Annotated in this window: 20 protein-coding genes and 1 pseudogene; 9 read left to right on the forward strand and 12 right to left on the reverse strand. The window is 67.0% G+C overall.

The genetic code is table 11. The annotated features are described in order from the left end of the window. Positions 1 to 31: 31 nt before the first annotated feature. The 4 genes and pseudogenes from JMJ55_RS27430 to JMJ55_RS31280 all read left to right on the forward strand — a co-directional run bounded on the left by JMJ55_RS27430 (position 32) and on the right by JMJ55_RS31280 (position 3,986). Positions 32 to 1,981 carry an AMP-binding protein gene (locus tag JMJ55_RS27430; protein WP_202828799.1) on the forward strand — a complete coding sequence of 650 codons (1,950 nt, stop codon included), beginning with the start codon at positions 32 to 34 and terminating at the stop codon, positions 1,979 to 1,981. Further along, the gene (locus JMJ55_RS27435; protein WP_236034127.1) at positions 1,978 to 2,790 is read left to right on the forward strand and encodes an enoyl-CoA hydratase/isomerase family protein; all 813 of its coding nucleotides are present in this window, start codon (positions 1,978 to 1,980) and stop codon (positions 2,788 to 2,790) included. The genes JMJ55_RS27430 and JMJ55_RS27435 overlap by 4 nt, the downstream gene beginning before the upstream one ends. Before the next feature lie 136 nt (positions 2,791 to 2,926). Continuing rightward, positions 2,927 to 3,370 (forward strand): annotated as a pseudogene (locus tag JMJ55_RS27440) (integrase core domain-containing protein); the annotation flags it as partial. Positions 3,371 to 3,857: 487 nt separating this feature from the next. Beyond that, positions 3,858 to 3,986, forward strand: coding sequence for a hypothetical protein (locus JMJ55_RS31280; protein WP_328702787.1), 129 nt, complete (start codon positions 3,858 to 3,860; stop codon positions 3,984 to 3,986). Positions 3,987 to 4,176: 190 nt separating this feature from the next. Here the strand turns inward: JMJ55_RS31280 and JMJ55_RS27450 are convergent, their stop codons facing one another. The 5 genes from JMJ55_RS27450 to JMJ55_RS27470 form a co-directional block, all read right to left on the reverse strand. Next, positions 4,177 to 5,148, reverse strand: a complete 972-nt coding sequence (locus JMJ55_RS27450; RefSeq protein ID WP_202828801.1) for a lipopolysaccharide biosynthesis protein — start codon at positions 5,146 to 5,148, stop codon at positions 4,177 to 4,179. Continuing rightward, positions 5,091 to 5,486, reverse strand: a complete 396-nt coding sequence (locus tag JMJ55_RS27455; protein ID WP_202828802.1) for a hypothetical protein — start codon at positions 5,484 to 5,486, stop codon at positions 5,091 to 5,093. The genes JMJ55_RS27450 and JMJ55_RS27455 overlap by 58 nt, the downstream gene beginning before the upstream one ends. A 122-nt stretch (positions 5,487 to 5,608) precedes the next feature. Further along, positions 5,609 to 7,129, reverse strand: coding sequence for an O-antigen ligase family protein (locus JMJ55_RS27460; protein ID WP_202828803.1), 1,521 nt, complete (start codon positions 7,127 to 7,129; stop codon positions 5,609 to 5,611). Then, entirely contained in the window at positions 7,129 to 8,298 is a 1,170-nt protein-coding gene (locus JMJ55_RS27465) for a glycosyltransferase family 4 protein (protein ID WP_202828804.1), read from the reverse strand. Before JMJ55_RS27465 ends, JMJ55_RS27460 begins: the two co-directional genes overlap by 1 nt. A 25-nt stretch (positions 8,299 to 8,323) precedes the next feature. Beyond that, positions 8,324 to 10,468: a GumC family protein gene (locus JMJ55_RS27470; protein WP_202828805.1), complete on the reverse strand. Its 2,145-nt coding sequence runs from the start codon at positions 10,466 to 10,468 to the stop codon at positions 8,324 to 8,326. Positions 10,469 to 10,790: 322 nt separating this feature from the next. On the opposite strand from JMJ55_RS27470, the gene JMJ55_RS27475 reads away from it, so the two are divergent. From JMJ55_RS27475 to JMJ55_RS27490, 4 genes are read left to right on the forward strand one after another with little or no spacing between them, the layout of a single operon-like run. Further along, entirely contained in the window at positions 10,791 to 11,519 is a 729-nt protein-coding gene (locus tag JMJ55_RS27475) for a nucleotidyltransferase family protein (protein WP_202828806.1), read from the forward strand. Positions 11,520 to 11,522: 3 nt separating this feature from the next. Further along, the gene (locus tag JMJ55_RS27480; protein WP_202828807.1) at positions 11,523 to 12,692 is read left to right on the forward strand and encodes a DegT/DnrJ/EryC1/StrS family aminotransferase; all 1,170 of its coding nucleotides are present in this window, start codon (positions 11,523 to 11,525) and stop codon (positions 12,690 to 12,692) included. A 44-nt stretch (positions 12,693 to 12,736) separates the two neighbouring features. Further along, positions 12,737 to 13,471: a sugar transferase gene (locus tag JMJ55_RS27485; RefSeq protein WP_268885435.1), complete on the forward strand. Its 735-nt coding sequence runs from the start codon at positions 12,737 to 12,739 to the stop codon at positions 13,469 to 13,471. Positions 13,472 to 13,515: 44 nt separating this feature from the next. Continuing rightward, on the forward strand, positions 13,516 to 14,784 hold the full coding sequence (locus JMJ55_RS27490; protein ID WP_202828809.1) for a polysaccharide biosynthesis/export family protein: 1,269 nt from the start codon (positions 13,516 to 13,518) through the stop codon (positions 14,782 to 14,784). Between the two features lie 37 nt (positions 14,785 to 14,821). Here JMJ55_RS27490 and JMJ55_RS27495 read toward each other — a convergent pair whose 3' ends face one another. Continuing rightward, positions 14,822 to 15,487 carry a helix-turn-helix transcriptional regulator gene (locus tag JMJ55_RS27495; protein ID WP_202828810.1) on the reverse strand — a complete coding sequence of 222 codons (666 nt, stop codon included), beginning with the start codon at positions 15,485 to 15,487 and terminating at the stop codon, positions 14,822 to 14,824. A gap of 56 nt (positions 15,488 to 15,543) precedes the next feature. Here JMJ55_RS27495 and JMJ55_RS27500 point away from each other — a divergent pair, with 56 nt between their 5' ends. Further along, entirely contained in the window at positions 15,544 to 16,023 is a 480-nt protein-coding gene (locus JMJ55_RS27500) for a hypothetical protein (protein ID WP_202828811.1), read from the forward strand. A 664-nt stretch (positions 16,024 to 16,687) separates the two neighbouring features. On the opposite strand, the gene JMJ55_RS27505 is transcribed toward JMJ55_RS27500, so the two are convergent. The 6 genes from JMJ55_RS27505 to JMJ55_RS27530 all read right to left on the reverse strand — a co-directional run bounded on the left by JMJ55_RS27505 (position 16,688) and on the right by JMJ55_RS27530 (position 26,575). After that, positions 16,688 to 17,695: an SDR family NAD(P)-dependent oxidoreductase gene (locus JMJ55_RS27505; RefSeq protein ID WP_202828812.1), complete on the reverse strand. Its 1,008-nt coding sequence runs from the start codon at positions 17,693 to 17,695 to the stop codon at positions 16,688 to 16,690. Beyond that, complete coding sequence (locus JMJ55_RS27510) at positions 17,692 to 20,355, reverse strand: glycosyltransferase (RefSeq protein ID WP_202828813.1); 2,664 nt, start codon at positions 20,353 to 20,355, stop codon at positions 17,692 to 17,694. The genes JMJ55_RS27505 and JMJ55_RS27510 overlap by 4 nt, the downstream gene beginning before the upstream one ends. After that, on the reverse strand, positions 20,330 to 21,409 hold the full coding sequence (locus JMJ55_RS31995) for a glycosyltransferase (protein ID WP_202828814.1): 1,080 nt from the start codon (positions 21,407 to 21,409) through the stop codon (positions 20,330 to 20,332). Before JMJ55_RS31995 ends, JMJ55_RS27510 begins: the two co-directional genes overlap by 26 nt. Positions 21,410 to 21,443: 34 nt before the next feature. Next, positions 21,444 to 22,637: a glycosyltransferase gene (locus JMJ55_RS27520; RefSeq protein WP_202828815.1), complete on the reverse strand. Its 1,194-nt coding sequence runs from the start codon at positions 22,635 to 22,637 to the stop codon at positions 21,444 to 21,446. Next, positions 22,637 to 24,607 (reverse strand): asparagine synthase (glutamine-hydrolyzing), encoded by a 1,971-nt coding sequence (gene asnB, locus JMJ55_RS27525; RefSeq protein ID WP_202828816.1) that lies wholly within the window; start codon positions 24,605 to 24,607, stop codon positions 22,637 to 22,639. The genes JMJ55_RS27520 and asnB overlap by 1 nt, the downstream gene beginning before the upstream one ends. A gap of 354 nt (positions 24,608 to 24,961) precedes the next feature. Then, a complete protein-coding gene (locus tag JMJ55_RS27530; RefSeq protein ID WP_202828817.1) occupies positions 24,962 to 26,575 on the reverse strand; it encodes a right-handed parallel beta-helix repeat-containing protein in 1,614 nt (537 codons plus the stop codon). Positions 26,576 to 26,842: the final 267 nt, after the last annotated feature.

The raw sequence follows: 26,842 nt of genomic DNA on the forward strand, positions 1-26,842 counted from the left end.
GTGCCTTGTGCCGGAGCAGGAGGGTGCGCCCATGGATGAGACGGAAATCGCCTGGACTCCCTCCGAGGCGACATGCCGGGACGCCAACTGGACGGCGTTCATCGCCTATTGCGGCCTCCCGGACTATGCGGCGCTCCTTGCCCGCAGCTCGGCCGACCCGGAGTGGTACTGGCGGGCGCTGGCCGACTGGCTGGAATTCCGGTTCCGCCGCCCGGCCAGCCGCATGCTCGACCTGGCCGAGGGAATCGCGCATCCCCGCTGGTTCCTGGATGGTACAGCCAATCTTTACGACAGCGCCGTGACCGCGACGCTGGAGCGGGACCCTGACCGCCCAGCCGTCATCTGGCAGGCCGAGGCCGGCCAGGAGCAGGCGCGCAGCTACGCCGAGCTGGACCGCGACGCTTCGCGCCTCGCGGCGGGGCTGCGAGGCCTCGGCCTCGGCCCCGGCGACGTAGTCGCCATCTACCTGCCGATGCTGCCGGAGACCGCCGCCGCCTTCCTGGCCTGCGCTCGGCTCGGCTGCATCGCGCTGCCGCTCTTCTCCGGCTTCGGGCCCGAGGCCGTGGCACAGCGCCTGCGCCTCGGCGGGGCGCGCGCCGTGATCACTGCGGACGGCACGCAGCGGCGTGGCGAGCGGGTGGCCATGAAGCCGGTGATCGACGCGGCGCTGCACGGCGATGAGACAGTGCGGCATGTCGTCGTGCTGCAGCACACCGGCGCCGAGGTGGCGATGCAGGCGCCGCGCGACCGCTGGTGGCATGACCTCGCCTGCGACGAGGAGGCGCCGCCGCTGGAGCTGCCGGCGGAGCATCCGGTGCTGCTGATGTACACCTCCGGCACGACGGGCCTGCCGAAGGGCACGGTCCACACCCATGGCGGGCTCGGCATCAAGATCGGGCAGGATGCGCGCCTGACGCTGGACCTCAAACCGGGCGACCGGCTGCTCTGGCCTACGGATTTCGGCTGGTTCGGCGGCACGGTCACCATCCTTGGCAGCCTGATGGCGGGCGCGACGCTGGTGATCGCCGAAGGCAACCCGACCCATCCCGCGCCCGACCGGCTGTGGCGGCTGATCGACCGGCATCGCATCACCCATTTCGGCACGGCGCCGACCCTGGCGCGCATGCTGCGGCGGGATGCGGACGCCCTGCTGGAGCGGCACGACCTGTCCTCGCTCCGGGCCTTCCCCTCGAGCGGCGAGGCTTGGGACAAGGAATCCTGGCGATGGGTGATGGAGTGCGTCGGCGGCGGCCGCGCGCCGATCCTGAATTTCTCAGGTGGGACCGAGATGTGCGCCATCGTCGCCTCCAACATCCTGTTTCCGCAGAAGCCGGCGAGCTTCAACGGCCCCGTGCCGGGCACCGGCGGCGACATCGTGGGCCCCGACGGCCGGAGCCTGCCGCCGGGCGAGATCGGCGAGCTGGTGATGCGGGAAGCCTGCATCGGCACCACGCGGGGCCTGTGGCACGATCAGGAGCGTTTCCACGAGAGCTACTGGTCGCAGATCCCGGGCCTGTGGGTGCAGGGGGATCTGGCATCGCGCGATGCGGACGGGTTCTGGTTCCTGCATGGCCGATCCGACGACACGCTGAAGGTCGCGGGCAAGCGCATCGGCCCGACCGAGATCGAGGAGGCGCTGCTGGCCACCGGCACGGTGACGGAGGTGGCGGCGGTGGCCCTGCATGACGCGGTCACCGGGAATGCCGTGGTGTGCGTGGCCGTGCCGGCGCCAGGTCAGGCCGGGGATGCGGTGCAGGCGCGCCTCCTGGCCGAGGCTGTATCGGCCGCGCTGGGCCGGGCCTTCCGGCCGAAGCGCGTGCTGTTCATGCGGGAGCTGCCCCGCACACGCTCGATGAAGGTGCTGCGGCGCGTCGTGCGCGCAACGCTGGCGGGCCAGCCGCCGGGCGACCTGTCCAGCCTGGTGAACCCGGAGACGGTCGAGGAGCTGGCGCGCCACGCCGCAACAGGGACGGAGGGATGACGATGACCGTGACCTACGAGAATTACCAGCGGCTGCGGTTCGACCGTCCGCATCCGCGCGTGCTGCGCATCACGATGGACAATGGCCGCATGAACACGGCCGATTCCGTCATGCATGGCGAGCTGGTGCGGATCTGGCGTGACATCGATGCCGATGACAGCGTGAGCTGCGCCATCATCACCGGGGCGGGCAAGACCTTCTCCGCTGGTGGCGACTTCGAGATGGTGCGGGCGATCTCGGAGGATTTCGAGACCAGGACCCGGGTTTGGCGGGAAGCACGCGACATCGTCTACAACCTGATCAACTGCCGAAAACCCGTCGTCAGCGCCATGCGCGGCGTGGCGGTCGGCGCGGGGCTCGTCTGCGGCATCCTGGCCGATGTCTCGATCGCGACGAAGGACTGCCGGATCACCGACGGGCACACGCGGCTCGGCGTCGCCGCGGGCGACCATGCCGCGATCATCTGGCCGTTGCTCTGCGGCATGGCCAAGGCGAAATACTACCTGCTGACCTGCGATCTTCTTCAGGGGGAGGAGGCGGAGCGTATCGGCCTGATCTCTCTGGCCGTGGAGGATGCTGACCTCGACGGCAGGGCGGTGGAGGTCGCGTCGCGCCTGGCGGAGGGCGCGCAGGGAGCGATACGCTGGACCAAATACGCCCTGAACAACTGGCTCCGCATGGCGGGCCCAAGCTTCGATGCCTCGCTGGCCATGGAGTTCATGGGCTTCAGTGGGCCGGAGGTCAGAGAGGGCCTCTCTTCGCATATGGAAAAGCGGAAGCCGAGCTTTCCGACAGGGTCTGAAGTTTGATCACCGAAATCGGCTCAATCGGGGCTCTGCAACGATGTCTGAGTTGAACCGGTCTGGGTTCACAGGTCTTGTTTGGAACGAGCCTGGCACTACCTGGGCAGTCTGAAGCCAGGCGGTGGCCTGAGCTTGCGTCTGCACGCATGACGGGCGTCGGTTCCGCATGCTGACAGTGATCGACGAATACTTGCGGGAGTGCCTGGCGATCGTGGTGGCGCGGCGGCTCAGCTCGGATGACGTGCTGCAGGCATTGACGGATTTGTTCGCTGAGCGCGCCGCTCGGACACATCCGCTCCGACAACGGCCGGAGTTCATGGCGAAGGAAGTGTGCGGCTGGCTTGGTCGGATTGGCGTGAAGACACTGTTCATCGAACCTGGCAGCCCCTGGGAAAGCGGCTACAATGAATCCTTCAACGGCAAGCTGCGGGATGAGCTGCTGGACCGGGAGATATTCTATTCGCTGCGGGAGGCCGAGGTGCTGATCGAGCGCTGGCGGCGGCATTACAATACGATCAGGCCGCACAGCGCGCTGGGCTATCGGCCGCCGGCACCGGAAGCGGTGCTACCTTGGCCTATGGCCCCGCCTACGCTCCGGCGTGGCCAGGCGGCCGGGCCGGACCATGCGCTGGTCAACCCAAATTCGAGGCCATCATCACTTTATCCGCGGGACAAGGCTCAAGATCGAGCTGACCGACGATGAACTCACGGCCACTGGAATTGGCAACGCCCCGAATGATGCCAGGGCCTTTCTGCTGTGATGAAGTTGGATGCGGGAACACGCAGCCGACGACGCCATTACATTACGGTGATCGTTCGACCGCGGCGCACCATTGGCCTCTACGGGTTGAGGCCACTGTTCAAGTCTCCACCGCCGCTCCAGTCGTCGCCCCGCCCCCCCCTTCCGCCATGGTTGCCGCCGCGCTGAACCGGAGGAGGTTAGCAGTGGACTGGAGGCGTAGGACGCCGGTGCTGCTGCGCCCGGAGGGGCTTTACGGCACCAAACCGGCCACCGGCGGCAATAAGGCCCCAAGCTGAAGGCGATCCGCGATGCCCTACGGACGGCGAAGCAGGTGTGGCTCGCCACCGATTGCGACCGCGAGGGGCAGCAGATCGGTCAGGATACTCGCCGCCGCGGACCTGGGTTCGCAGGGCACGAGCTCCGGCCGTACCTGCGCCGCTGGGCCGCCGCCGGACGCTAGCGACAGCCCTCGCCCACTCGGGCGACACGGCGCGGCTCGGTCCTCCGTCGGCGCAGGGGATGGGCGACGCCGGAGCGTGACCTGCCTCAACCGGGCACGCCCTCGCGCATCCGCCAGAGGGCGCCGCGGACGAAGCGCCGTTCCGAGGGACCCAAGGCCAGGGCATAAGCCGCCACCAGATAAGCCAGGGTCACCAACGCGGCCGCCCCGGCGAGACCCATCCAGTTTGACGGGTGCAGGAGCCTGTCCACCACCGCGCTGGCGAGCCCCACGCCAGCGGTGCAGCCGGCAATGATGGCCAGCGACGCGAGGAAGCTCGTCGCCCGCAGCCCCAGGGTCCTGGCCGCGCAGGGCGCGAGGAACAGGACGTTCTGGGCACCCACATTGCGGTGGTTGCCGCCACCACCCCGGCGATGCCCCAATCGGCCCACGAGGTCAGCTCCACCGCCAGGGAAATGGCGAGGATGCCGGCGGCCAGTGTCACGACGTTCTGCAGCCTGACGCGGTTATGCGCCATCAGGACATAGGACAACGGTCGGCAGGCAAGGCTTACCGCGAGATGTCCCACAAGCAGGTTCAGCAAAAGGTCGAGGCTGGCGAATTCCGGCCCGAGCCACAGCCGGAGCATGGGCGAGCCAAGGCCGCACAGCAGTCCTATCGGCAAGGCGAGTGCGACACCGAGCAGCCGCACCGAACGGGCAACGAAGCGCTGCAAGGCCGCCTGGTCGCCCTCAATGTAGCGTGCCATGATAAGCGGACTGAGCACCGTCACGACCGTCTCGGTCATGCTGTTGATGACGACCAGGAGCAGCAAGGCCCCGAGCCGACCGGTGGCCTCCGCACCGAACAGCAGGTTCACCAGCAACAGATTGAGCTGAAGCATCAGCAGGTTGCCGGCCTGGTTCACGCTGGACCAGCCGCTGAACCCCGTCATTGCCACGACCTGCCGCCGATCCGCAAACCGAAGGCCGAAGCGCAGGCCTGGCGCCAGCCGCCACGCGACCAGAATGTCACTGGCGAGCTGCATGACCGCCGATACCACGAAGCCGAGCGCGACGTGCCAAAAGCTCGGCGACCAGAGGGCGAAGCAGAGGGCAACCACGCCTACCCGGCTGAGCGCCGTGAGCGCGCGGACCAGGTTGCGCAGTTCGAACCGGTGCATGACAAGGCTGATGGCACGAAGCTGCAGCCCAGGATACCGGTTAGCATGGTCGTTGCAACGCCACCGAAGACATACCGGGTCCCGGTTTCGAGGCCCGCCGGAAGATTGAAGAGGGCCGGCAGCAGGCCGGCGATGGCTAGGCACAGCAGCAGCAGCGCGGCCGAGGATACCAACGATAGGATGATGGCCGCGTTGAAGGTGCGATTGGCAGCGGCTCCGTCGCTGCGGTTCAGGTCCATCGCCAGGAAGCGGGTCACCGACGTATCCAGGCTCGCCGAGAGGATGGTCGTGTACATGACCAGCGTATTCGTCAGCGGGATCACATCGAAGGCTTCCAAGCCGAGATGCTGCAGCAGAAAGGGGGATGTATCAGAGCATCAGCGCCACGTTCATGACGGCAAAGCCAATGTCGAGGCGACGTTGAGGGCGAAGCGCCCGGACTCGCCCCCGCTCGCACGCCTTATCGGGAGGGGCGGCGCCTTGCAGCAGTCCGACCGAGGCCGGGCAGGCCATGGCCGGCCACGGCTGGCCAGGCGCTGGCAGGCGGTCGCGCGGGCGGGATCGCTGCCGGGTGGCGCCCGGGTTCCCAGGGGTCCTTCCGCGCCTTGCCAGACGGCGTCGGGGTGCGAGGTGCGGCGGCAGGTGCCGGCCCGAGCTGCGAAGGCATGATCAGCAGAGCAAGTATGGTGAAGAAGGTGAGATCGCTCTGCAGGCCACCACCCTTGATCCAGACCGTGAAGTATCCGATCGCGGCCACCAGGACCAACGGGTAGTAGCCGGCAAGGCCCTGGCCCGCGGCGGCCAGCCGGCCCCTGGCTGCGACGAATTGCAGCACCGCGCTGACGACGGTCGCGCCATAGAGCAGGATGCCGAGCAGCCCGGTATCCAGGCCCACTTCCAGGAATGGGTTGTGGCTCGGCAGGTCTACCCGATAGCGGAAGTCGCTGGTCACCGCAGCGATATAGGCATTCAACCTGGCCGGGCCGTTGCCCGTGCCCACGCCGGTCCAGAGGACCTCTTGCAGTATTCGGAAGCTGGCCTGCCAGATCGCGCCTCTGCCGCCAAGGTCGCCGGTTTCAAACCGCGTCATAACCGAGTCCAGCACGAAGGGAGCCACGGCGGCCAGGCCGCAGAGCAGCACCGACCCGACTATGCCCCAGGGGCGCACCGGCTTCCAGAACCAGAACAGGAAGAGGACCAGCAGCAGGGACAGCGAGCTTCCCCGCGACCCTGTGAGCGCCACCAGCACGAGCATGCTGACGATGAAGATCACGCTAAGGCCAAGGTAGTGGGTATACCCGGTACCGGACCGCCGCAGAACCGGCCAGATGACGCCCGGCAGCATGGCAATCAGGATTACTCCATACTGGTTCTCGTTGACGTTGTGGACCTTCAGCCGCTCACCGAATTCGAAGGTGGAGAAGAGCGCGGCGTAGAGGCCGCCGCCGATCATGATCCAGCCGACCAGGCGCAGCGCCCGCATGACCGAATCTAGCGAGCGGACGGTCCGCACCTCGTTGGTCAGGAGGAAGAGCAGGAGCCAGCCCGCGCTGTAGGCGACCAAGCTGCGCCGCGCCGCGACGGGGTCGGCCGCCCAGGCCACGGTAACGGCGCACCAGGCGATGTGGCAGCCTAGCAGGACACAGGTTGGATTCCAGATCACCGGCTCGCGCCTGCTCAGCGCCCGGAGCACCCAGGCTCCGAGCGCCAGCGCCAGCAGGCCGTTGACCACGATTGTGAACAGCAGGTCGAGTTCTGGGGCATAGAGGCCGTTCGGCAGGAGGCGCAGCATCAGCGCCAACTCGAGCGCCAGGATCGGCTGCGCCAGCAGAACGAGGCTGGCGGTGGCGCCACAGGCGAGCCCAATCAGCAGCAGCGGGCCGCGGGGTTCGTTCAGCATGAGCAGAGCGACGCCGGCCATGACGAGGCAGAGCGAGCCCAGCGCGATCGTGCCGACCTGCCGGGCGACCGGGCCCGTCATCAGGCGGTCCATCGGCCGCCGAGGTGCCCGCCGGCAGCCTCCAGCGCCAGGCGCAGGGCTTGGTGCACGGCACCTATGCTATGGCTGCTCCTTACATAGGCCAGCCCACGTTCCGCGAAGTCCCGTGCGGTCCCGGGCTCCGTAAGGCTCAGCACATCCTGCCGCAGTGCCGCCGCGCTGCCGCTTACCAGGCCGAGTTGCCAGTCGCGGATGACGGAGCCCGGGTCCACGTCCACCGACACGACGGGGATGCCCAGGCTCCACGCCTCCAACATCGTATTGGGAAAACCCTCGGCCTCCGAGGTATTCACGAGCACCTTGCTCGCAAGCATCAATTTGCCGACCTCCGCCGCATCCTGCGCGCCGAAATAGGTCAGGTTCGGCGCACGGCGCAGGCGGGTCTCAAGTTGCTGCCGCTGCCCGGCGCCCAGGGTCGCGTCGAAACCGCCGACGACGGCGAAGCTGTGGTCGGGAAGGGACTCTGCTAGGTCGAGGAACCGCTCCAGCCGCTTCTCCGGACGGATCTGGGCCACCCAGATGGCGTCGAAGAGCTTTGGCACCGCGGCATCCGGCAAACCCGGGCTTCGCCGGATCAGGTTCGGCACATACACAATGCGCCCGCGCAGGCCATGCCGGACTGCCTCCGACTGGTGGCGATGCTGCGCGGCGATGACATGCGCGCTGGCCAGCCCCAGGGCATAGAGTGGGCCATGGAACCAGGGCTTGTAGTCGTAGGTCCGCCAGGGCACGCAATGGCGATCATGGGCCAGGGCATAGATGAAGCGGGCCCCTGCCCGCTGCCGCCGCGCATGGAGGCCGATCACCCAGAGGAAGTCGTCGGGCAGCCGCGCGTAGCATATATCGGGGCGCAGCCGGCCCAGCAGGCGCCAGAATAGCGGGATGCTGCGCGGGTGGCGCCAGGCCGGCGCGGCATCCAGGCAGGTGACGCCGCCGACCATGCGCGGCCCGGGCGCATCCTCGCCGCGGCCGGTGCCATAGATGAGGGTGACCCGGTGGCCCAGTTGCGCCAGGGAGGCGGCGAGATGCGCGACCTGCGCCTCGGCGCCGCCGGAAGCATGCGTGCTGCCGCCAAGCACATCGAGGGCACGGCGCCCCGGGGCGTAGAAGCACCAGTGAAGCGCCCCCCGGTGCGACGGCTCGCCGTTCATCGCAGTGGACAGCCGGCACGGCCGATCATGCCGGAGTCCTGCCGCCGGTGAAGACGGGCGGTTCGTGCGGGATTTCCGGCGCCTCGGCCATGGACGCGGCATGTCGCTCCGCATCCGCGGACCACCCCGGCAGTGCCGCGCCGGAAGGGCGTGCCGCAGCGTGCCCACCCTGCCGCGCCAGGAATTCGCCGGCATCGCCGAAGCGGTAGAGCGCATACTTGCGCAGATCCACCCGCGTCAGCACCGTCCTGAGCTTCGTCTGCGTCGCACCGCCACGCCCGAGGAGCAGGAGCGTGTTCTCCACCACCTCGCGCCGGGTATGGCCCCAGCGGATCGCCAGCAGCACCTCGTCAACGAGCGCCGCCAGGAGCTGCGCCTCCGGCACCGTGAGGGCTGCAGGACCGTCGATGATGATGCAGCCATAGCTGGCGCGCAGCGGCTGGAGGAACTGGTCGCCCCGCCCACCGGCCAGGACGGCCAGCAGGTCCATGCCGTCCTTGCCGGGCGACAGGACGTCGAAGCCGAATTCCGGGTTGCGCCGGATCCTGTGGCCGGCGCCCTCCCTGGCCACTACGGCGTCGCAGCCACCGCAGTCGAGGTCGATCATTAATACGCGCTGGCCGAGCCGGGCAGCGCAGGCCGCGAGGGAGGTGGCGAGCAAGGTCCGGCCCTCGCCGGGAAGACTTGAGGTGACGAGCACCACCTTTGAACCATGATCGGCATGCGGCATCGGCAGCATGCCGACAAGGACCGAGCGGATCGCCCGCATGGTAGAGGGACGGGCAAGTCCCTGGGCAGGATCCGCCCCGCGGGTCCGCGGCATCTCCGGTACCAGTCCGACGCATTCGATGCCGCAGCTCTGCTCGACCTCACGGCAGCTGCGGAAGCTGCGGTCCATCCGCTCTCTCACCGCGGCGATGGCTGCACCAAGAAAAGCGAATGCCACGGTGCCGGGCACCAGCAGGAGGATGGGACTGATGGAGCTTGGCTGCCGCGGCGGCCGCGCGAGCGCGACGATGGTCACGGGCGGCGCCGTCAACTGCTGCTGCTCCTTCGCCTCAAGCTGGCCACGCAGAAGCTGCTCGGACCGTCTCAGCTCCCGCGCGATCCGCTGCTCCAGCGTATTCTGCGCTGTCAGCTCGTCCGACCGCCGCTCGAGGGCCTGCTGCAGCACGTCAAGCTGCGCCTCGATGGCCTCCGCCTGAAGCCGGCTGACCTCGGCCTCCTGATCGAGACGGCCGATCGCATCGGCGATGTCGGCCGCCAGCTGGGGCTCCGTGCGCCCCTCGACCGCGATGCCGAGTGCCTCGGCAAAGGACCGGGTGTCGCCGCCACTGCGTTGCAAGCCGCGTGCCCGGTCGAGTGCCGCCCGCCGGCGCGCGCTTTCGGATTGCGCCAGGTCCCGCTGCTGGCGCGCATCAGCGAGGGCCTCGAGTTCGTCGCTGCCGGAGGCGCCGCCGTTCCTAACCCGCTCCCGCTGCAACGTCTCCTGCATCGTCGCAAGCGACAGGTCGGTCGCCGAAAGCTGTTGGGCGAACCAGTCGATGCGCTGCCCGGACTGCTCGCGCAGCAGATCCCGCTGCCCGTTCACGTAGTCGTTAACGATCGCATTGACGACGACCGAAGCCTGTCGTGGATCCCGGTCGGTATAGCTTACGGCAATGACCGGGGAGGTGCGGCGCGGGAAGATGAGCAGCCGGCGCTTCAGCTGCTCCAGGCTCGGCAGGCCTGCGATACTGTGCGAGCAGGAGTCCGCTGGCTGGGCGGATTCGGTCTTGTTCGGCGCCGCCTGGAAGCCCAGAAGGTGCCGAAGTGCCGCGAGCCTGGCCGTCACCCAGGCGCGGGCCACCTCCGGCCAGTCGGGCTGCACATCCTGCGCCGGGCCGGATGACACGGCGAGCTTGTCGAGCACGCGGCAGAGATTCGCCTCGGAGCCAAGCATCGCCAGGTGGGCATCGATCACCGTGGCCTCCGGCGGTGTGGCATTCGCGGAAGATTGCATGCCGCGCGAGGCGACGGCGCCGTGGGTGATGATGATTTCCGCCGTGGCCGTGAAGCTCGGGGGGACGGCGAACGCCGCCAGCCCGACCAACAGCCCACCGAAGCAAGCCGTCACCAGGATCAGGCCCTTGCGCCGGCGCAAAATGCTCAGCAACTGCAGGTGGTTCACGCCGCGGGAGGGCTCGGCCGAGAGCATCGCGGCGCCGTCGAGCGGATCCCAGGTGTGGCCGGCAGGCCAGCGCGCGGCGGGTTGCTGCTTCATGGTCCAAGGTTCGTTCGGGATGGAGCCGGGTCCCGCAGTCTCGGTTGTCCCGTCCATTCGCCTAGGGTGCGCATTCACCGGGCCCTGTCTTGCCTGACAGAGGGACCATAGGCAGCGATTTTGGCAGTGTCGTCATGCGTTCGAATGATGCGACCTGGCGCCCTCAGCAGCATGATCGACTCGCGATGCGTCCAGACAAAGCGGCATGGCATGGGTTGAGGAGGAGCGCATGAAGGCGGTGATCCAATGCGGAGGCAAAGGGACTCGGCTACGCCCTTATACCTCCGTGCTACCGAAGCCATTGATGCCGATCGGGTCGCGGCCTGTCCTCGAGCTATTGCTGAAGTGGGTGCGTCGAAACGGCATCAGGGAAGTCTACATCACGACGGGCTACCTGGGGCATCTCATCCGGAGCTTCTGCGGCGACGGCCGCCAGTGGGACCTGCGGATCGTCTATACGCAGGAAATCGAGCCGCTCGGGACGATCGGTCCACTCGACCTGCTGCGCGACGAGCTTGATTGCACCTTCCTCGTGCTCAACGGCGACGTCCTGACCGACCTCAGCCTGAATGACTTCAGTGCCTCGCACCGCAACCATGGCGGCCTGCTGACGATCGCTACGACGACGCGTGAGACCAAGACCGATTACGGCCTGATCGAGGACCACCAGAACCGGGTCACCCAGTTCCGGGAGAAACCGACCCTGTTCCACTCGGTCAGCATGGGCGCCTATTGCATGGAGCCGGAGGCCCTGCGCTTCGTCCCCGGCGGGGTGCCGTTCGGCTTCGACGACCTGGTCTTCGCCATGATGAGCGAAGGTACGCCGGTGCATGCCTTTCGCCATCACGGCCTCTGGCTCGACATCGGCCGGGTGGAGGATTTCCATCGGGCGCAGGAGATCGACTGGGACGAGCAGGCGCCGTCTATTCAAATGACTGTCGACTCAATCAAGGCCTGACCGATGAGCCCGACCTTGTTGGAACGCATGTCGAATCGGGCGATGCTCGCGGTGGCGGAGCCGCAGCTCGGCGCTGAGGAGAAGGCGGCGCTGGCGGATGTCATCGACGCCGGCTGGATCACCATGGGCGAGCGCGTCTTCGCTTTCGAGCGCGCCTTCGCCCAGGCGCATGATGCCGCCGACGCGGTTGCGGTCAGCTCCTGCACCGGTGGCCTCCACCTCGCGTTGCAGGCACTGGGCCTCGGGCCGGGGGACGAGGTGCTGGTTCCGGCCCTCACCTTCGCCGCCACGGCCAACTGCGTGCTTTATGTCGGCGCCACGCCGGTCCTCGTCGATATCGAGTCGCTCGAGACTCCGCTGATGTCGATCGAGGATGCCAGGTTCCGCTGCACGCCCCGGACGCGGGCGGTGATCCTCGTGCATTATGCCGGTTATCTGGCCGACCGCGCCGCCTGGCAGGATTTCGCCACGGCGCGGGGACTGCTGCTAATCGAGGATGCAGCCCATGCCGCCGGCCTGCCTGAGGCGGGCACTTATGGAGCGGCCGCGGTCTTCAGCTTCTACGGCAACAAGAATATGACCACCGCCGAAGGCGGCATGGTTTTGGCCGCGGACGAAGAGCTGCGCGAGCGGATGCGGCAGATGCGCGGCCATGGCCTGACCAGCGGCACCTTCCAGCGGCACTCGGCGGCGCAGCCGGGATACGACGTCACCATGCTCGGCTTCAACTACCGCATGGACGAGCTTCGCGCCGCCATCGGCCTGGTCCAGCTCGGCAAGCTGCCGGCGTGGAACGAGCGGCGCCGGACGCTGACTGAAGTCTACCGGGCGCTCCTTGCGCGGCAGCTGCCGGAGGTGACGGTGCCCTTCGCGCAAGGCGGGATTTCCAGCCACCACATCATGCCGGTGCTGCTGCCCCGCGGCGTCGACCGGCCTCAGGTGATCGAAAGGCTGCGGGCCATGGGCGTACAGACCTCGATGCACTACCCTCCCCTGCACCGCCTCGCGCTCTACCGGGAGCGGTTTCCCGATCTCGCCCTGCCGATCGTCGAGGACTTCGCTGCGCGCGAATTGACGCTGCCACTGCACCCCGGATTGGACGAGGACGACCTTCGCTTCGTCACGGAGGCCTTGACCGAGGCGGTGCGCGGGGCCGCCAGGGGGGCCTCATGAGCGCGGCCCTGCGGCAGCAGGCACTGCCGCAGCCGCAGGCACGCATGGGGGATGTCCTGCGGCGTCTGCTGGATGTCACGCTCGGCAGCTTGGCGGTGCTGGTGCTGCTCCCAGTCTTTCTTCTGGTTGCCCTGGCCATCCTCGTCGAGGGAGGAAGGCCGGTGTTCTTTTCGCAGGTCAGGCTGGGCCAGTATGGCCGGCCCTTCCGGATGTTCAAGTTCCGAAAATTCCGCAACGACCTGGGCAGCGGCGGTGCGCCGCTGACACAGGAGAACGATCCCCGGCTGACCCATATCGGACGCGCGCTCCGGGCGACCAAGCTGGATGAGCTGCCGCAGCTTTGGAACGTGATACGCGGGGACATGTCGATCGTCGGCCCGCGGCCCGAAGTGCCGGACTTCGTCGATTGCTTCAGCGGGGAGCTGCTCCGGATCCTCAACCACCGTCCCGGCATCCTCGGGCCGAGCCAATACGTCCTGAGGAACGAAGCCAGCTTCTTCCCGGGGGAGGGCGACCTGCTCGCGCATTACCGGGCGGTGCTTTTCCCGATCAAGGGCCATATCGATCTGCAGTACTACGAGCAACGGACCTTCCTCCAGGATCTGCGCTGGATGGTGCTGACCGTCATCGGAGTGGTGCACTACGAACAGAGCCTGCCGGCGCGGCTGACGCATATCGATGGCGGCCCGAAGGAATTGCTGGGACGGCTCGACGCCAGCCTGCGGCACCGGACCGACGAGGGCGACCGGGCCGCTCTGGGCAATGGCGTGCGGATATGAGGGGCAGCCGCGGCCTGCCCGCCCTCTCCTCCCGATGCCTGGCCTTGGCCCTGGCGCTGACCTGCGGCATCGCGCCGGTTTCGGCGCAGGCGGAATACATGGTCGGGGTGGGCGATGTCCTCGATCTGCGGGTGACCGGCGTTCCGGATCTGTCGCGTCGCATGGCGGTCGACCCGGATGGCAGCGTCTTGCTGCCGGGTGCCGGCAGGATCCAGGTCGCCGGCCTGACGGCCATGGCCATGCGCTCCAGGATCGAGTTGGCGATGGCATCCCAGGTGTTCCGGCAGAAGGACCGCAATGACCGCCTTCGCCTGGTGGCGCTGAAGCCGGGCGACGTCGTCGTCGGCGTCGTCGAGTATCGTCCGGTCTATGTGGATGGCGACGTCCTCACCACCGGCCAGTATGCCTACCGCCCGTCAATGACCGTACGCCAGGTCGTGGCCCTTTCCGGCGGCTACAGCCTGCTGCGCGGCCGCCAGTCCGACCTGTTCCGCGACCGCTTCGAGCTGTTGAGCCATTATCGTGGCGTGGGTGCACAACTCGCGAAGGAACAGGTTCGCGCCGCGCGGCTGCAGGCGGAGCTGGAGAACCGCGAGGAGTTGCCGACGATCCACTTCGACGAACTGCCGATCTCTGAGGCCGACGGGCGGGAGATGGTGCGGGACGAGCTTGAGGCCCTGCGGGTGAGCCAGGCGGAATACCGGCAGGCCCAGGCGGTCCTCACCAGTGCCATCGACCGCATCACTGCCCATACCCGCGTCCTCGCCGATGCGCAGCAGCGGGAGGAGCAGGAGGTTCGCGCTAACCAAGCCGATTTCGAGCGCACTACGAAGCTGTTCGGTTCGGGCAGCCTGCCGAGCCAGCGCGTGACCGAGACACGCCATGCAGTCATGGAGGCCGCGGCCCGGCGCTTGGGGCTGCTGACCGAAATGATCAAGGCCCAGGCCGATGGCGACGAACTGCAGCGAAAGCTCGAGAAATTGGCCAACGACCGGCGCGTGCGGCTGCTCGAGGATATCGGCGCTTCCCGGGTGCGATTGGTCGAGTTCCGGGCGAAGCTGGAGGCGACCGGAGCGCACCTCGGCCGGGGCGCGGAAGCGCGGCAGTTCCAGCGGCTTGGCCAGACCGTGCAGCCCGAGCTCAGCGTCGTCCGCCAGAACGGGGCCCAGACGCTGCGTATCGAGGTGACCGAGGACACCGACCTGGAACCGGGCGACGTGCTCGATGTCCGCTTCCCGACCGCGCAGGCCCTGCTGCTGACGCCCACCGCGGCAGGTCAACGGAGCCTGCCCACGGGCGCCCCGACACCATGAGGCACGCGCCCCCACGCCCCAGCCTGAATTTGGCGCCTCAGCGCACCAGGGCGGCCCGGGCGAGCAGGGCGACCAGTTCCGGCTGACGGTGTGTCTGTGTCTTGCTGAACAGTGAGGCCAGCTGGGATCGGACTGTCGTGCGGCTGATCCGGGTCAGCGATGCAAGTTCGGCTGGCGCCGAGCCCTTGGCGATCCCCCTGGCAAGGAGGATTTCGGCCGGCGTGAGGTCGAAGAGCAGCTTCAGAACCTGCGGCTGCGGCAGCATTCTGCGGTTCATATCCATGATGGCGAGCAGGGTCCGGCCGGCAGGTAGATCGACCGGGAAGCGGTAGATGATCAGGAAACGCGTCTCGTCCTGATAGATCCGGTGCGGCGTATTCTGGCCCATCGGCTGGACGACCTCACGGGATCGGCCGATGAGAAATTGCAGTTTTTCGGAAACTGGTGCGGTGAGCTCGGGAGTCGCCTCGTCGCCCCGATGCTGTTCGGACTCATCGGTAAGGATGAATAAGGCGGCCTCATTTACCGCGGTGACTGCGCCACGAGCATCGAATATAACTCCACCGCAATGGAAATGTTGCAGAAGTGCGAGTACTATCTTGTCTGAGCAGCCTCCATCCATGTCGTGGTCGGAACTAGCCAGGTCCGCAACTGCCAACGGCGAGGGATTCGTCAGCGTCCTACCGAGATCGATACTGTTCATTAGTGCCCCCTCCCTGGCTTGCAGAGTTTTCATACGTTCGGAAGGTTATTCTAATTTTGCGAAAAACCCAATATTTAGCAAACCCATCCCAAGTACGTGATTTAATTACGCACAAAATGCTTACGGAGTATTTAATTCGACCTGTGATAGAATTTATCTTACAAATTACTCTCTCGTCGGCTCATATTTTATTGATGTGTCGTGTGAGATTAAATCCTGCGTTGCATCTGGACTGGGGCGGCAAACCGGCGTGCGATGATGAAGGTCACCGCAATTCAGATGTGCCCGGCAAAGAGATCCGGGGTGCGGTCGTAGACGATGTTGAGGGGCTGATGACGGCTGAGAACCACCTGATGCCGTTCGGCAGGAAGTGCCCCTCTCGCGTGCCGCCAGGCGAGACCGAGAAACGAATTATGCTAAAGCGCTACCGCGGCGAAGGGCTCGGCCTTAAGACAGCTGCCGCGGAAGAGATCCCCTTGGAAGCCAAGCATAGCGAGCTGTGCTTGTCGCAGACCGCAAACAGCTTCACGCCTTGACCAACTTGCCTCCATCAATGCCGCGCGTTCAAGCCATGGGGCCGAGCGGAGTAAACGGCTGTCCGTCACCGCTGCGGAGGGCAGCACCTCGTGGCCGCGGGCCAGTCGAGAGCGAGGCGCTGGCCGAGCCGCCGCCACAGCCCCAGCCGGGTCCGGCGCGCGAAGGTGCTGTGCAGGGTGGTGAAAGGAACGCCGGAGAGCCAGCCGGCGATGCGTCAATGCAGGCCGCCGAAGGTCAGGATCCGGATCAGTCCGATCAAGCGCCGCCGCAGGGTCAGGTCCGGCTTGCGGCCGCGGCGCTGCATGCCCACCCGCTCGCGACCCATGGCCTCCACTCGGTCTCAACCGCAAAGACGAAGACCTCGATGTCGGCCAGAGCGTTCCAGCCGTCCCCACGGCTGAAGTGGGGAACACGGTGGCCGGAAGGCGGAGGCAGGTCGGTTCTGCTGCATAGGCTGTTGCGTGACGTCGACCGAACCTGGTGACCCTCGGCCGGGATGGTGCAGCGTGGCCACCTTGCCGATGCGCCCCTGGCCTGCAAAGCCCCGTATATGCCCTGGCCGGATGACGCTCTGTTCTCTCGCTTTGGCGAACCGGGCGGACACGCACCACGTGCCATTTCCCGCGCCCGGCGTCTCTGGTGCGGCTCCGGCCTGGACAGGGCTCAGGTCATGAACTGGATTGTCGGACGGACGCGACCACGCTCCAGGCGGAGCCTCCACCACGCTACGGTCCGCTGCAGTCCCTCCTCCAGTGAGACGCGTGGTTGCCAAGCCGTGGCCAGGCGCAACCGCGACGCATCGGCCAGCAGGGCCCGGACCTCGGAATTTGCTGGCCGCATGCGCTGCGGATCTTGTACCAGCGGTTTCTCGCTACCGACCGTCCGCAGGATTGCGCGGATCAACTCGGCGACGGAAATCGTCTGCCCGCTGCCGGCATTGTAGGCCGTCCCGTAATTGACCTCGCCCTCGCGGCCCAAAGCCAGGAAAGCCGCCACTGTGTCGGCGACGAAGGTAAGATCCCGCCGCGGCGTTGTGTCGCCGACGAGGATGGCGTCGCATCGCGGGTCGAGCGCCTGCCGGATGATGCTGGGGATGATAGCGCGTTCGCTCTGCCGCGGGCCGAATGTGTTGAAGGGCCGCAGGGTGACGATCGGCAGGTCGAAGGATCGCGCGAAAGCTTCCGCCATCATGTCCGCTCCGATTTTGGAAGCCGAATACGGCGACTGGCCCTGCAAGGGGTGGGACTCCTCGATGGGAATAGTGATGGCCGTGCCGTAGACTTCGCTGGTGGAGGTATGGACGACGCGTTGGGTCTCCAGTTCGCGCGCGGCCTCCAGCACGTTGAGCGTGCCGAGGACATTGGTCTCCACATAGGATTGCGGCGTGGCGTAGGAGTGTGGGATGGCTATGAGGGCGGCCAGGTGGAAAACGATCGCCTGGCCCTTCATGATGCGGCGGACGAAGGCCGGGTCGCGGATGTCGCCGCGCAGGATTGTCATCCTGGCGCGGGTTTCGGCCGGCAGTTCATCCAACCAGCCCGCATTGTCCAGCGAGTAGTAGGCGCTGAGCGCCGTCACCCGGGCACCCTTCTCTACCAGCGCTTCCGCGAGGTGCGACCCGATGAAGCCATCGGCTCCTGTCACCAGGACGTCGATGTTCTCGTAGCTCATGGTACCGATTCCCCTGTCCGGCAAACCAATTCCCCCTTGGCAATGCGATCGAGGAGGCTGCCGAGTGTGCGGCGTTGCCCCTCGAGCACGGATTGGTCCTTGGTCCAGTTCCGCCAGGAGACGGCGACCGGGGCGACCGCCGCCGCTGCTTGGCCGATGCAGCCGGCCTGCCTAAGGAGGTGGATGTAGTCGTAGTCGTCCACACCGTCGCGCAGCCATTTCAATCGCATCGACGGCACCACACCGGTTTCGCCCGCCCGCCGGTCGGGATACAGCAGCATGCCTTCGCCCGGGAAATCATAACCATCCCGGTTGCGGTAGGTCTGCACGTCCTCCCAGGCATCGCTGGTCCAGCGGTCCACGCTCCAGTAGAGCAGGCCGGTCAGGTGCATCGACGCACTCATGAAGCCAGGCATGATCCGGTAATTGATTGGGGCAAAGTCAATCTGCCACTTCGGCGAATAGTCGTCCTGGACCAGGGCGTTGTAAGACCAGACGCGGTCGCCGCGCCGCATTACCTCGGCAACGCGGGCTTGCGCCGCGTCATACATCGTCGGCAGCAGGACCCAGATATCCACAGCGGAGCGCCCCTGGCCGCTGCCGTCGTCGTACAGTTCCGGCACCGGCGTCACAGTGACGAGGTTCAGCACGCCGGCGGCGTGAAGCGTGCGTGCCCAGGCCTTCAACGGCTCGCGGGCGGCAGGGCAGCGGTCGATCTCGTCGGCCGTGAAGTTGTAGAGTTGCAGGCCGGGCGCCCGCGCGGCCACTGCCTCCCGGACCGTTGCTGCGGATGGTGGTGGCGCCATGGCGCAGTCTTCGGCTGTCGCGCCGCTCCAGAGGCCGATGCTGGTCGACTTCAGCCCCCATCTTGCCATGAGCGTGGGCTGCTGGTGCGGGTCCACATCCAGCGAAACCAAGGGGTGCGGCATCAGCCGATGCTTCAGCAATTCCGTCGTTGCCTGCGGGTTGTTCCGCCGCAGGGCGATGAACAGGCTATCGAGCGCCGGGGACGCCGGGAGAGCGAATGCCCAAACGACCAGCGTCACCTCGCCGGCAACCCGCCCCTGATCGCTTGCTACGACGATCTCTGCCCGGTAGCGCCCGGGCCGCGCGGTCCGCGGCACCTGGATATCGGCCCAGACCGGCTGTGTAAGCGAGGCTGGCACGACGAAGCTCGCATCGCCGGAAGGGCTGGCCAGAGGCGTCAGCGGGTCGGGATAGCGGCCGGGTCCGAGCGGGCGATTGCTGCCGCGCCAGTTGGGACTGCCTCGGCGGACGGTGACGTAGTCCACCCGGAAGAACTCGACCTGGCGCGCAGCGATCCGCGCACCCTCCTCACTCACTAGGTCGCCGATGCGCACCGTCACGTTGGTCAGGCCGCTTTGGGGTGCACGAATGGCGAGCTGGAAAGACTCGGTCTCGCCCCGTGCCGAGAAGAGTTCCATCGATGCTTTCGTCGCGGCCAAACCGTCGCGGGCAATACGGTCCATGCTGGGCGCGAACCATATGGCGACCTGGGCAGAGGCGACCTCGCCGGGCGAGCCGAAGGCGAGGCCAAGCAGCACGACGCCGGCGATCCGGGAAGCCCGCTCGGCGGGAGGTCGCACAAGCCGGACCCGGGCCTGCGCGGCCAGCCCCCGCAGGAAGCCGATGCCATAGGCGAAGTGCAGCGTGGCTAGGGCGGCCGGCAGCGACAGCACGGGCAAGCCCGGAACCGTACGTAGCCCCTCGAAGGTCGCCACGAGGAGCACCAGGAGATAGAGGCCTGTCACGCCGACCGAGACGAGCGCTGCCGGCGGCCAGAAGAGCGCCACTGGCAATGGCGCCAGGATGCCCATGACCAGCGCGAAGGGAATGAAGTGCCGCAGGCCGAAGGCGCGGAAGTTCTCGAAGGCCGCCCTGGCCACGCCGGCCCCGTTACCCATGTACTGCCGCCAGAGCGCGCCGAGCGACTGGCGCGGCTGGTAGTAGGCATGGGCCTCTGGGCAGAGGTAGAGTCCGTAACCCTGCCGGCAGACGCGCTCGTTGAAGTCGTTGTCCTCAGCGCGCCACAAATCCTCGCGGAGGGGGCCGGTCCGCTCCACCACATGCCGCCAGTAGCCGCCGTTCCAGACCGACTCCACCCAGCCCGAGGCGCCTTCGTCGCGGAACTTCGCCCCACCGAGGCCGAAGCGGCTCCGGTGCGCCGCGACGATGCCGCGGCCTGTATCCGTGCTCGCCTCCATCGGGCGCGCGATCGCACCCACCCCGCCCGCCCCTGTCGCCAGCAGCGCCGCGACGTAGCAGCGGGCCACATCGGGTGCGTAGCGGGCATGCGCGTCAAAGCGGATCAGGATGTCGCTCCGCATGCCTGCGAAGGCCAGGTTCAGCGCCGCAGCCGTGCCGCGGCGCTCGTTGTGCACCACCTTGACCCGGTCATCGCTGCGGGCGATCTCGGCCAGGATGGGGATTGTGCCATCCGTCGAGCCGCCATCGACGAACCAGACTTCCCGGAGGCCCGGGTAATCCTGCGCCAGGATGTCTGCGGCGACCTGGGCAATATGGGCAGCCTCGTCCAGGACCGGAACCGCGATGCCGACCGTGGGCTGCTCCGGTACCGCGGGTGCCGGATAATCGGCGAGTGCGGATCGGTGTTCAGGCGCGGGCTGCAAGGACTTCATGACGAATTGCTCCCATCACCTTCGACCGGTTGGCTTCCAGCGTATTGGCACTCATCAGCGCCCTGCCCCGCTCCCGTAGGCCCTGCCGCAGGACCTGATCGTTGATAGCCCGCTCGAGGGCGGCCGCCAGGGCAGCGGAATCCCGCGGCGGCACCAGCAGGGCTGTCTGGCCATCCGCCAGGAAGGCCGGGATCCCGCCAACGGTCGTCGCCACGGTGGGTATTCCGATCGAGAGGGACTCATTGATCACCTGGGGAAAGCCTTCGGTGAGCGACGAGAGCACCATCACGCCAGCCTGCTGGTACAGCTGCAGGAGCTCCGGGCCATAAGGCACGTAGCCGTGGAAGGTGACGGCGTCCTCGAGGCCCATGGCCCGTGCCCTGCTCTTCAGTTCCGCCTCCAGCGCCCCGGTCCCGACTAGGTCGAGGTGGAATGCGACGCCCCGCTCCCGCAGCCGGGCCAATGCGTCGAACAAAAAGACATGGCCCTTCTCGGGCGCGAGCCGGCAGACACAGAGCAGCCGTGCCGGGTCGGCACCGGCCGGCATCGCCGAGAAGGCGCGGAACTGCCCGTCATCCACCAGGCAGGGAAAATGGTTGTGCACGCGGCCCGTGAAGCGGGCATACTCCTCCGCCATTTCCGTTCCCACCGTGAACACCGTCCGACCGCGGGCCAGCCGCTTGAAGTCCCATTCCAGAAGCGTCGCGGCAGCCAGTGCTGCCAGCCGCTTCAGGCCACGATGCGCATTCATCTGCTGGATCAAGTTCTGGCGTACGATCAGCGCCACCGGGATGCCGAAGCGGCTGCACTGTCGCGCGATCAGTTGCCCGAGGGGATGCGGCCCGCAGACCAGCAACGCATCCCATTGCCCGGCCGCCTCCCGCCGTACCGTGGCGAGGGCGCGCCGGTAGATCCCCGGGCCATGCCTCCAGAGCTCATAGAGGTTCGGGTAGTAGGGCAGCGGACAGAGGCGGATCGCCGGGTTTCCCAGCAGGTAAGGCGCGCGGCCCGGCTCCGGCGCCAGCCGGCCGATGAGCACGATCTCATCGACCACGTCGAGAAAGCTGGCGAGGAAGAGGACGTAAGACTCATCGGTCGACATCATGTCGCCGTCGCGCCAGAAGACTTGGTCGACGAAGATCGCTAGCCGCACTGGCATCTCCCTTGATGGGCTTGGCTTGCGCCTCGCAGAGCACCCAGAGTCCGCGAACGATCCGATCCGGCTGGTGGTTGGTGGCGATCAAGGCGCGGCCGCGCGCCCCCATGGCCTGGCGCAGCCCTGGATCGGCCGCGAGCCTGGCAACATGCCGCGCAAGGTCGGACGCATCGGCCTCCGCCACGACGCCGCTCGCTCCGGACTCGATCACGCCGCCCAGGCCGTTGACCGGGGTGGCGACGCAGGGAACGCCGGCTGCCATCGCCTCCAGCACGACATTCGGCATGCCTTCGTAGTCCGACGACAGGAGGAAGATATCGGCGGCCGCCATCAACTCGCGGGCGTCCGGAACCGCGCCCAGAAACTCGATCCGGCCTTCCAGCCCAAGCTGCGCCACATGCGCCTGCAGGGCAGCCAGGCAGCCGTAGTCCTCGCCGGCGATGACCGCGTGCACCGCTTGCCCATGCCGTTGGAGGACCTGGGCGATAACGTCGATGAAACGCGAGAAACATTTCTGCGGCACAAGCCGCCCGGCCCCCAGCACCAGGACCGTATCTGGACTCAGCCCAAGCCGCTTGCGCCAGTGGTCGCGCCAGGCCGCCACCACCTCGGATGTGGGGACTTCGATTGCATTCGGGACGAAGACCACCGGCAGGCGGCGGCTGCATCGCCGTGCCACCTGCGCCTGCGTCTCCGCTGAGTTGCAGACCACGGCGGTGAGGCCGGCGAGACTCATCCAGATCCAGAGGCGGCGCAGCCGGTGGGGTAGGTCGGCGAAATGGGCGTTCCGGAAAGAACCGATGCAATGGCTGCCGGTCCCGGCCAGTGCCAGGGCATAGCCATTCGTATAGGAGGACCAGGAGAAGAAGCACCGGATTCCCGCGGCCACCACGGCAGTGCGGAACTGGCGCATCTTGGCCAGCGGGTTGCCCTGCAGGAGCACCACCGGAATGCCAAGGGCGCGGATCGGCGCCTCCCAGAAGCCCAGGGCGCCGGATGCGAATACCAGCGGCTCCCACCGGCGCCGGTCGCAACCGGCGAGGAAGCTGTACAGCTGCCGCTCGCTGCCGCCTTGGCCAAGGCCCCCGATTATGACCGCAACCGGTGCGGGCCATGGCGGAGGCATTAGGAGGCGGCCTCTGCCTTCGCGCGGCGATCGGCATGGGCCGGCCAGGCCGGGCCTCCCGCCATGCTTCGCGCCCTGAGCGGTACCGGCATCCCGGCGCCTTCTCCGTAATGCCCTGCCCAAGCGTCAAGCATCAGGAGCCGCCAGAGCAGCAGCCCGAAGCCCCGCCCCCGTCCGGCGCGGTGGTGTGCCAGCAGCTTGGCCACGCCGACGCTGTCCCAAAGGCCGTCCCGGCGCGCGTTGGCTGAGATCAGGCGCTCCTGCACCAGCGTGACGCCATCCGGCGCGCGGAACCAGTCGTCGAGCGGCACGTCGAAGCCGCGCTTCCGCCCCTGCGCCACGGCCGGCGGCAGCAATTGCGCCGCGAGGTTACGCAGCGGCAGCTTGCCGTTCTGCGTATTGAGCAACGTGCCGCGCGGCAGGCGGGCCGCCCATTCGACCAGCCTGTAATCGAGGAACGGCGCGCGGACCTCGATGGAATGGGCCATCGACGCACGGTCCACCTTGGTGAGCACGTCGCCGGGCAGGTACATCGCATAGTCCAGAGCCTGCTGCCGGGCGGTGAGCGAGGCCGTGCCGCGGCTGCGCGCCCAGCCCTGCCACAGTGTCCGGCCTGCAACATCGACTGCCGGGCGCAGGTCGGGATGCAGCACAGCGGCGATGGCGGGGTCCAGCGGCAGCGCATCGAAGACCGCCGCCGCGCCATCGTCGGGTAGGCCGAGCTTAAGGAGACGTAAACGGGCGACCGACAGTGCCGGCGCCAGGCGGGACAGCGCGCGGAGCATCCCGGACGATGCGCCGGCCGCGCCTATCAGCTGCCGCAGCCGCAGGCTTTCGGTATAGCGCCGGTAGCCGCCGAAAGCTTCGTCGCCACCATCGCCGCCAAGGAAGACGGTGGCGTGCTGCGCTGCCATCCTGCTCAGGGCGAAGGTGGGGAGAGCTGAGGGGTCGCCGAAGGGTTCATCGTAGAACCAAGCCAGCTCATCCACATCGGCCAGGGTACCGGCATCCTGGCGGATGACGTGGTGCGCCAGCCCGGCATGGCGCGCCGTCGCGCGAGCCAATTCGGTCTCGTCAGCATCCGCCTCGGCGAAGCCGACGGTTAGCGCCACGGGACGCGCACCCGTGAAATCCCGGGCCAGGGCGGCGATCAGGCCGCTGTCGATACCTCCCGACAGGAAGATGCCGACCGGCACGTCGCTGCGCAGGCGGATGCGGACCGCGTCGGACAGCAGCGCCTGCATTTCCTGCAGCTCATCGGCGCGCAGCGAACGGTGGCTGGGGTCTCCGTTCAGCGACAGCTGCCAGTAGCGCTGCGGCATGGCCTCGGCGGGTGCGTCGAGCGAACCGCTCAGCACATGGCCCGGTGGAAGCTTGGCATACCCGGCGTAGATGCAGGTCTCCTCTGGCAAGTAGCCCAGGGCCAGGTATTCGGGCAGGGCCGATCGGTCGACCTGCCGCCGCGCATCAGGCCAGGCCAGCAGGGCCTTCAGCTCCGAGGCGAAACGGAGATCGGCCGCCTTGAGCGTGTAGTAGAGCGGCTTCACCCCGGCCCGGTCGCGCGCCAGCAGGAACCGCCGCTCGACGGTATCCACTAGGGCGAGGGCGAACATGCCATTGAGCAGGTTGAGGCCCGGGAGACCGTGGCGTGCCAGCACGCGCAGCAGCACTTCGGTGTCGGACCCGCTCCGGAACCGCTCGCCGAGCCGTTCCAGGTCGTGCCGCAATTCGACGTAGTTGTAGATCTCGCCGTTGAAGGCAAGCCACCAGCGACCGTCGGGGCTGCGCATGGGCTGGTGCCCGAGCGGGCTCAGGTCCAGGATGCTGAGGCGCCGGAAGCCGAGACCCCAGCCGACACCCTGCTCATACCCGCTGTCGTCGGGTCCGCGATGGTGGAGCAGGTCCCCCATTCGCTCGATGGTCCCGTCTACGGGAGGGGTGGTTCCGAACCAGCCAAAGATGCCGCACATGAGGACCTCTCAGTGCAAGCTACAGGGCCAGGCCGATCCGTCATCGTTCATATGGATGACGCCAGGCCGGTTTCCGCTGCCGGCCGGCGCAGGTGGCGTGGCGCGGCAGATCAGAGGCGCGGCCGGCTTGTGCGGGATGTCTTGGCTGCGGCGCGGTTCAGGGCATGATGCGCAGGCTGGTCACCCGGGCGGCGTGGCGGATCGGCGGTGCCGCGTGGGGTGCGGCTGCGGGAATGCCGTTCGCAGCCGCTTTCGACAGCCTCGACAGCCAACCGCGCCGCGCCCAGCACATCGCAACCATCGGCAGCGCGCCATACCGTCCAGATCGACGCTGATGCGCCAGTCAAGCTGTCGCTACAGGAGGTAATCCTGCAAAGCCGGCAGATGAGGATCGGCAGGGGCAGCGATGCTGCCGGCATGGAGGTGGCTCGACATGGCCTCCTGCATCGCCGTGACGGCGTCTGCTCCGTACCGGGCGGCGTGCAAGCCGGCGTGCCGCAGAGAGGCCGTGTCTTCGACAGCCTGGAACGCCCCGTCATGGCCTGATGGGTCGTGAGCGCCCATCCCCGGCAGGCAGGCGCGGAGGCTGTCCGGATGACCCAGAATCATCTGATGGCCCGTGTCCATCGCCGTCAGGAAGCTAAATCTCTCGTAGAGCGCGCCGCCCTGCTGGATCGCAGCGATGCCCCCGCCATCGGCCGCGTCGGTACCCGCCGGTTGCGCGGAGGATGTGGTGCCATCGACCGCCTGGACGCCGTCGACCGGCTGCGCCAGCGTCATAGCAGGCATCTTGGCCAGGCTTGCGCTGACGGCCGGGCTCGTCATCGCCGCGGTTTCGAAGGCGCCGAGGTCCGGTGCCGTGCCGGCGTATTTGATGCCGACGGAGATGCCCTTGTCGATGAGGTCCGATCCGGCGGCGAGATGCAGGAAGCTGCCGGCATTCACCGTGCCATCCGCCGCGCGCGGGCCGCTAACGGTCGCGGACGCGGTAGACTGGAAGTCGGCCGCATTTGCCGTGACGCCGCCATTCCACGAATTATGGTCGCCGGTGCCCCACAATTTGCCCCCAACGGCGAGGTTGTTCCGCAGTACGTGCAAATCCGTATAGAACTCGAAGGAGTAGCCGTTCGCGTATGATGTGTTGTTGTAGAGCTTCAGCGGGACCTGGGCGCTGTTCTCGCTGAAGCCGGCATAGGGATTGTCGAAGGCCACGTTGTCGATCAGCATGTGACCGCCGGAGGTTCCGGTCGTGCCGGAGCGGGTGCCGCCGAGCTTGAATCCATTGCCGTCACCCGACCAGTTTCCGGCGGTATCGTAGCCATTGTGCCAAGCGTAGTTGCCCTCGAGGGTGACCGCACCGGCCCTGGTGTTGTTCTGCACGTTGAACAGGTCGAAGCCGTCATCAGCGTTGTTCCAGGCGCGGCAGCCGCGCACCACGTTGCCCACCCCGGTGGTGGCGATCTGGAAGCCGTCGGCGTTGTCGCCCGCGAGGTCGTGGTTGTCGTGCGAATCCACGTTCAAGATCAGGTTGTTCTCCGACGAGCCGTACACCACGAAGCCCTTGCCGTCGTACTGCGACGTCCGGCCATTGTGGTGGATATTGAGCAGTTCAAGCTGGTTGCCGTTCGATGCCCCGGTGACGCAGACTCCACCCTCACCGCCGTTTTTGATCTCGAGCCCCTTGATGTGGTTGTAGGAGGCCGAGTTGAGCGTGAGGGCGAAGCCCCCCGTCGTCTTGCCCGCGTCGATGACGACCTTTTCGCCGTTATAGTTTTCAATCGTGATCGGCTTGTCAGCCGTGCCGTCACTCGTGAACTTGAGGGGCTGGGCCAAGTAATAGGTGCCGCCGCGCACTTCGATTGTATCGCCCGGTTTGGCGAGATCATGGGCTTTCTGCAGGGAGCTGAATGGGTTGCTCAGCGTCCCTGTGCCGCCGCTGGCTTTAGATGCAGAAACATAATAGATCATTGGCCATCCTCATTTTCGTTTATTTATCATAATAGATCTTGGGAAACCTTCCGCCGGCGCTTCACGGCGCTCGGGCGGGCAGCGTTAAATTAGGGTCGATTTTTACTCCATAGCTAAACGACCAGAGGTTGTGTCTGGTGTCATACAGATCTCAATTGAAAATGAATGACTCCAACCGAAGCGGGATGTGTGAGGTGACACGGCGAAAGTGGTCCAGCTCTGGTGTTAGCTTTTCGGCGGATTTCCTCATGACGGATGTGGAGATTG

The sequence above is a fragment of the Belnapia mucosa genome (assembly GCF_016775475.1).
GTDB classification, from domain to species: Bacteria; Pseudomonadota; Alphaproteobacteria; order Acetobacterales; family Acetobacteraceae; genus Belnapia; species Belnapia mucosa.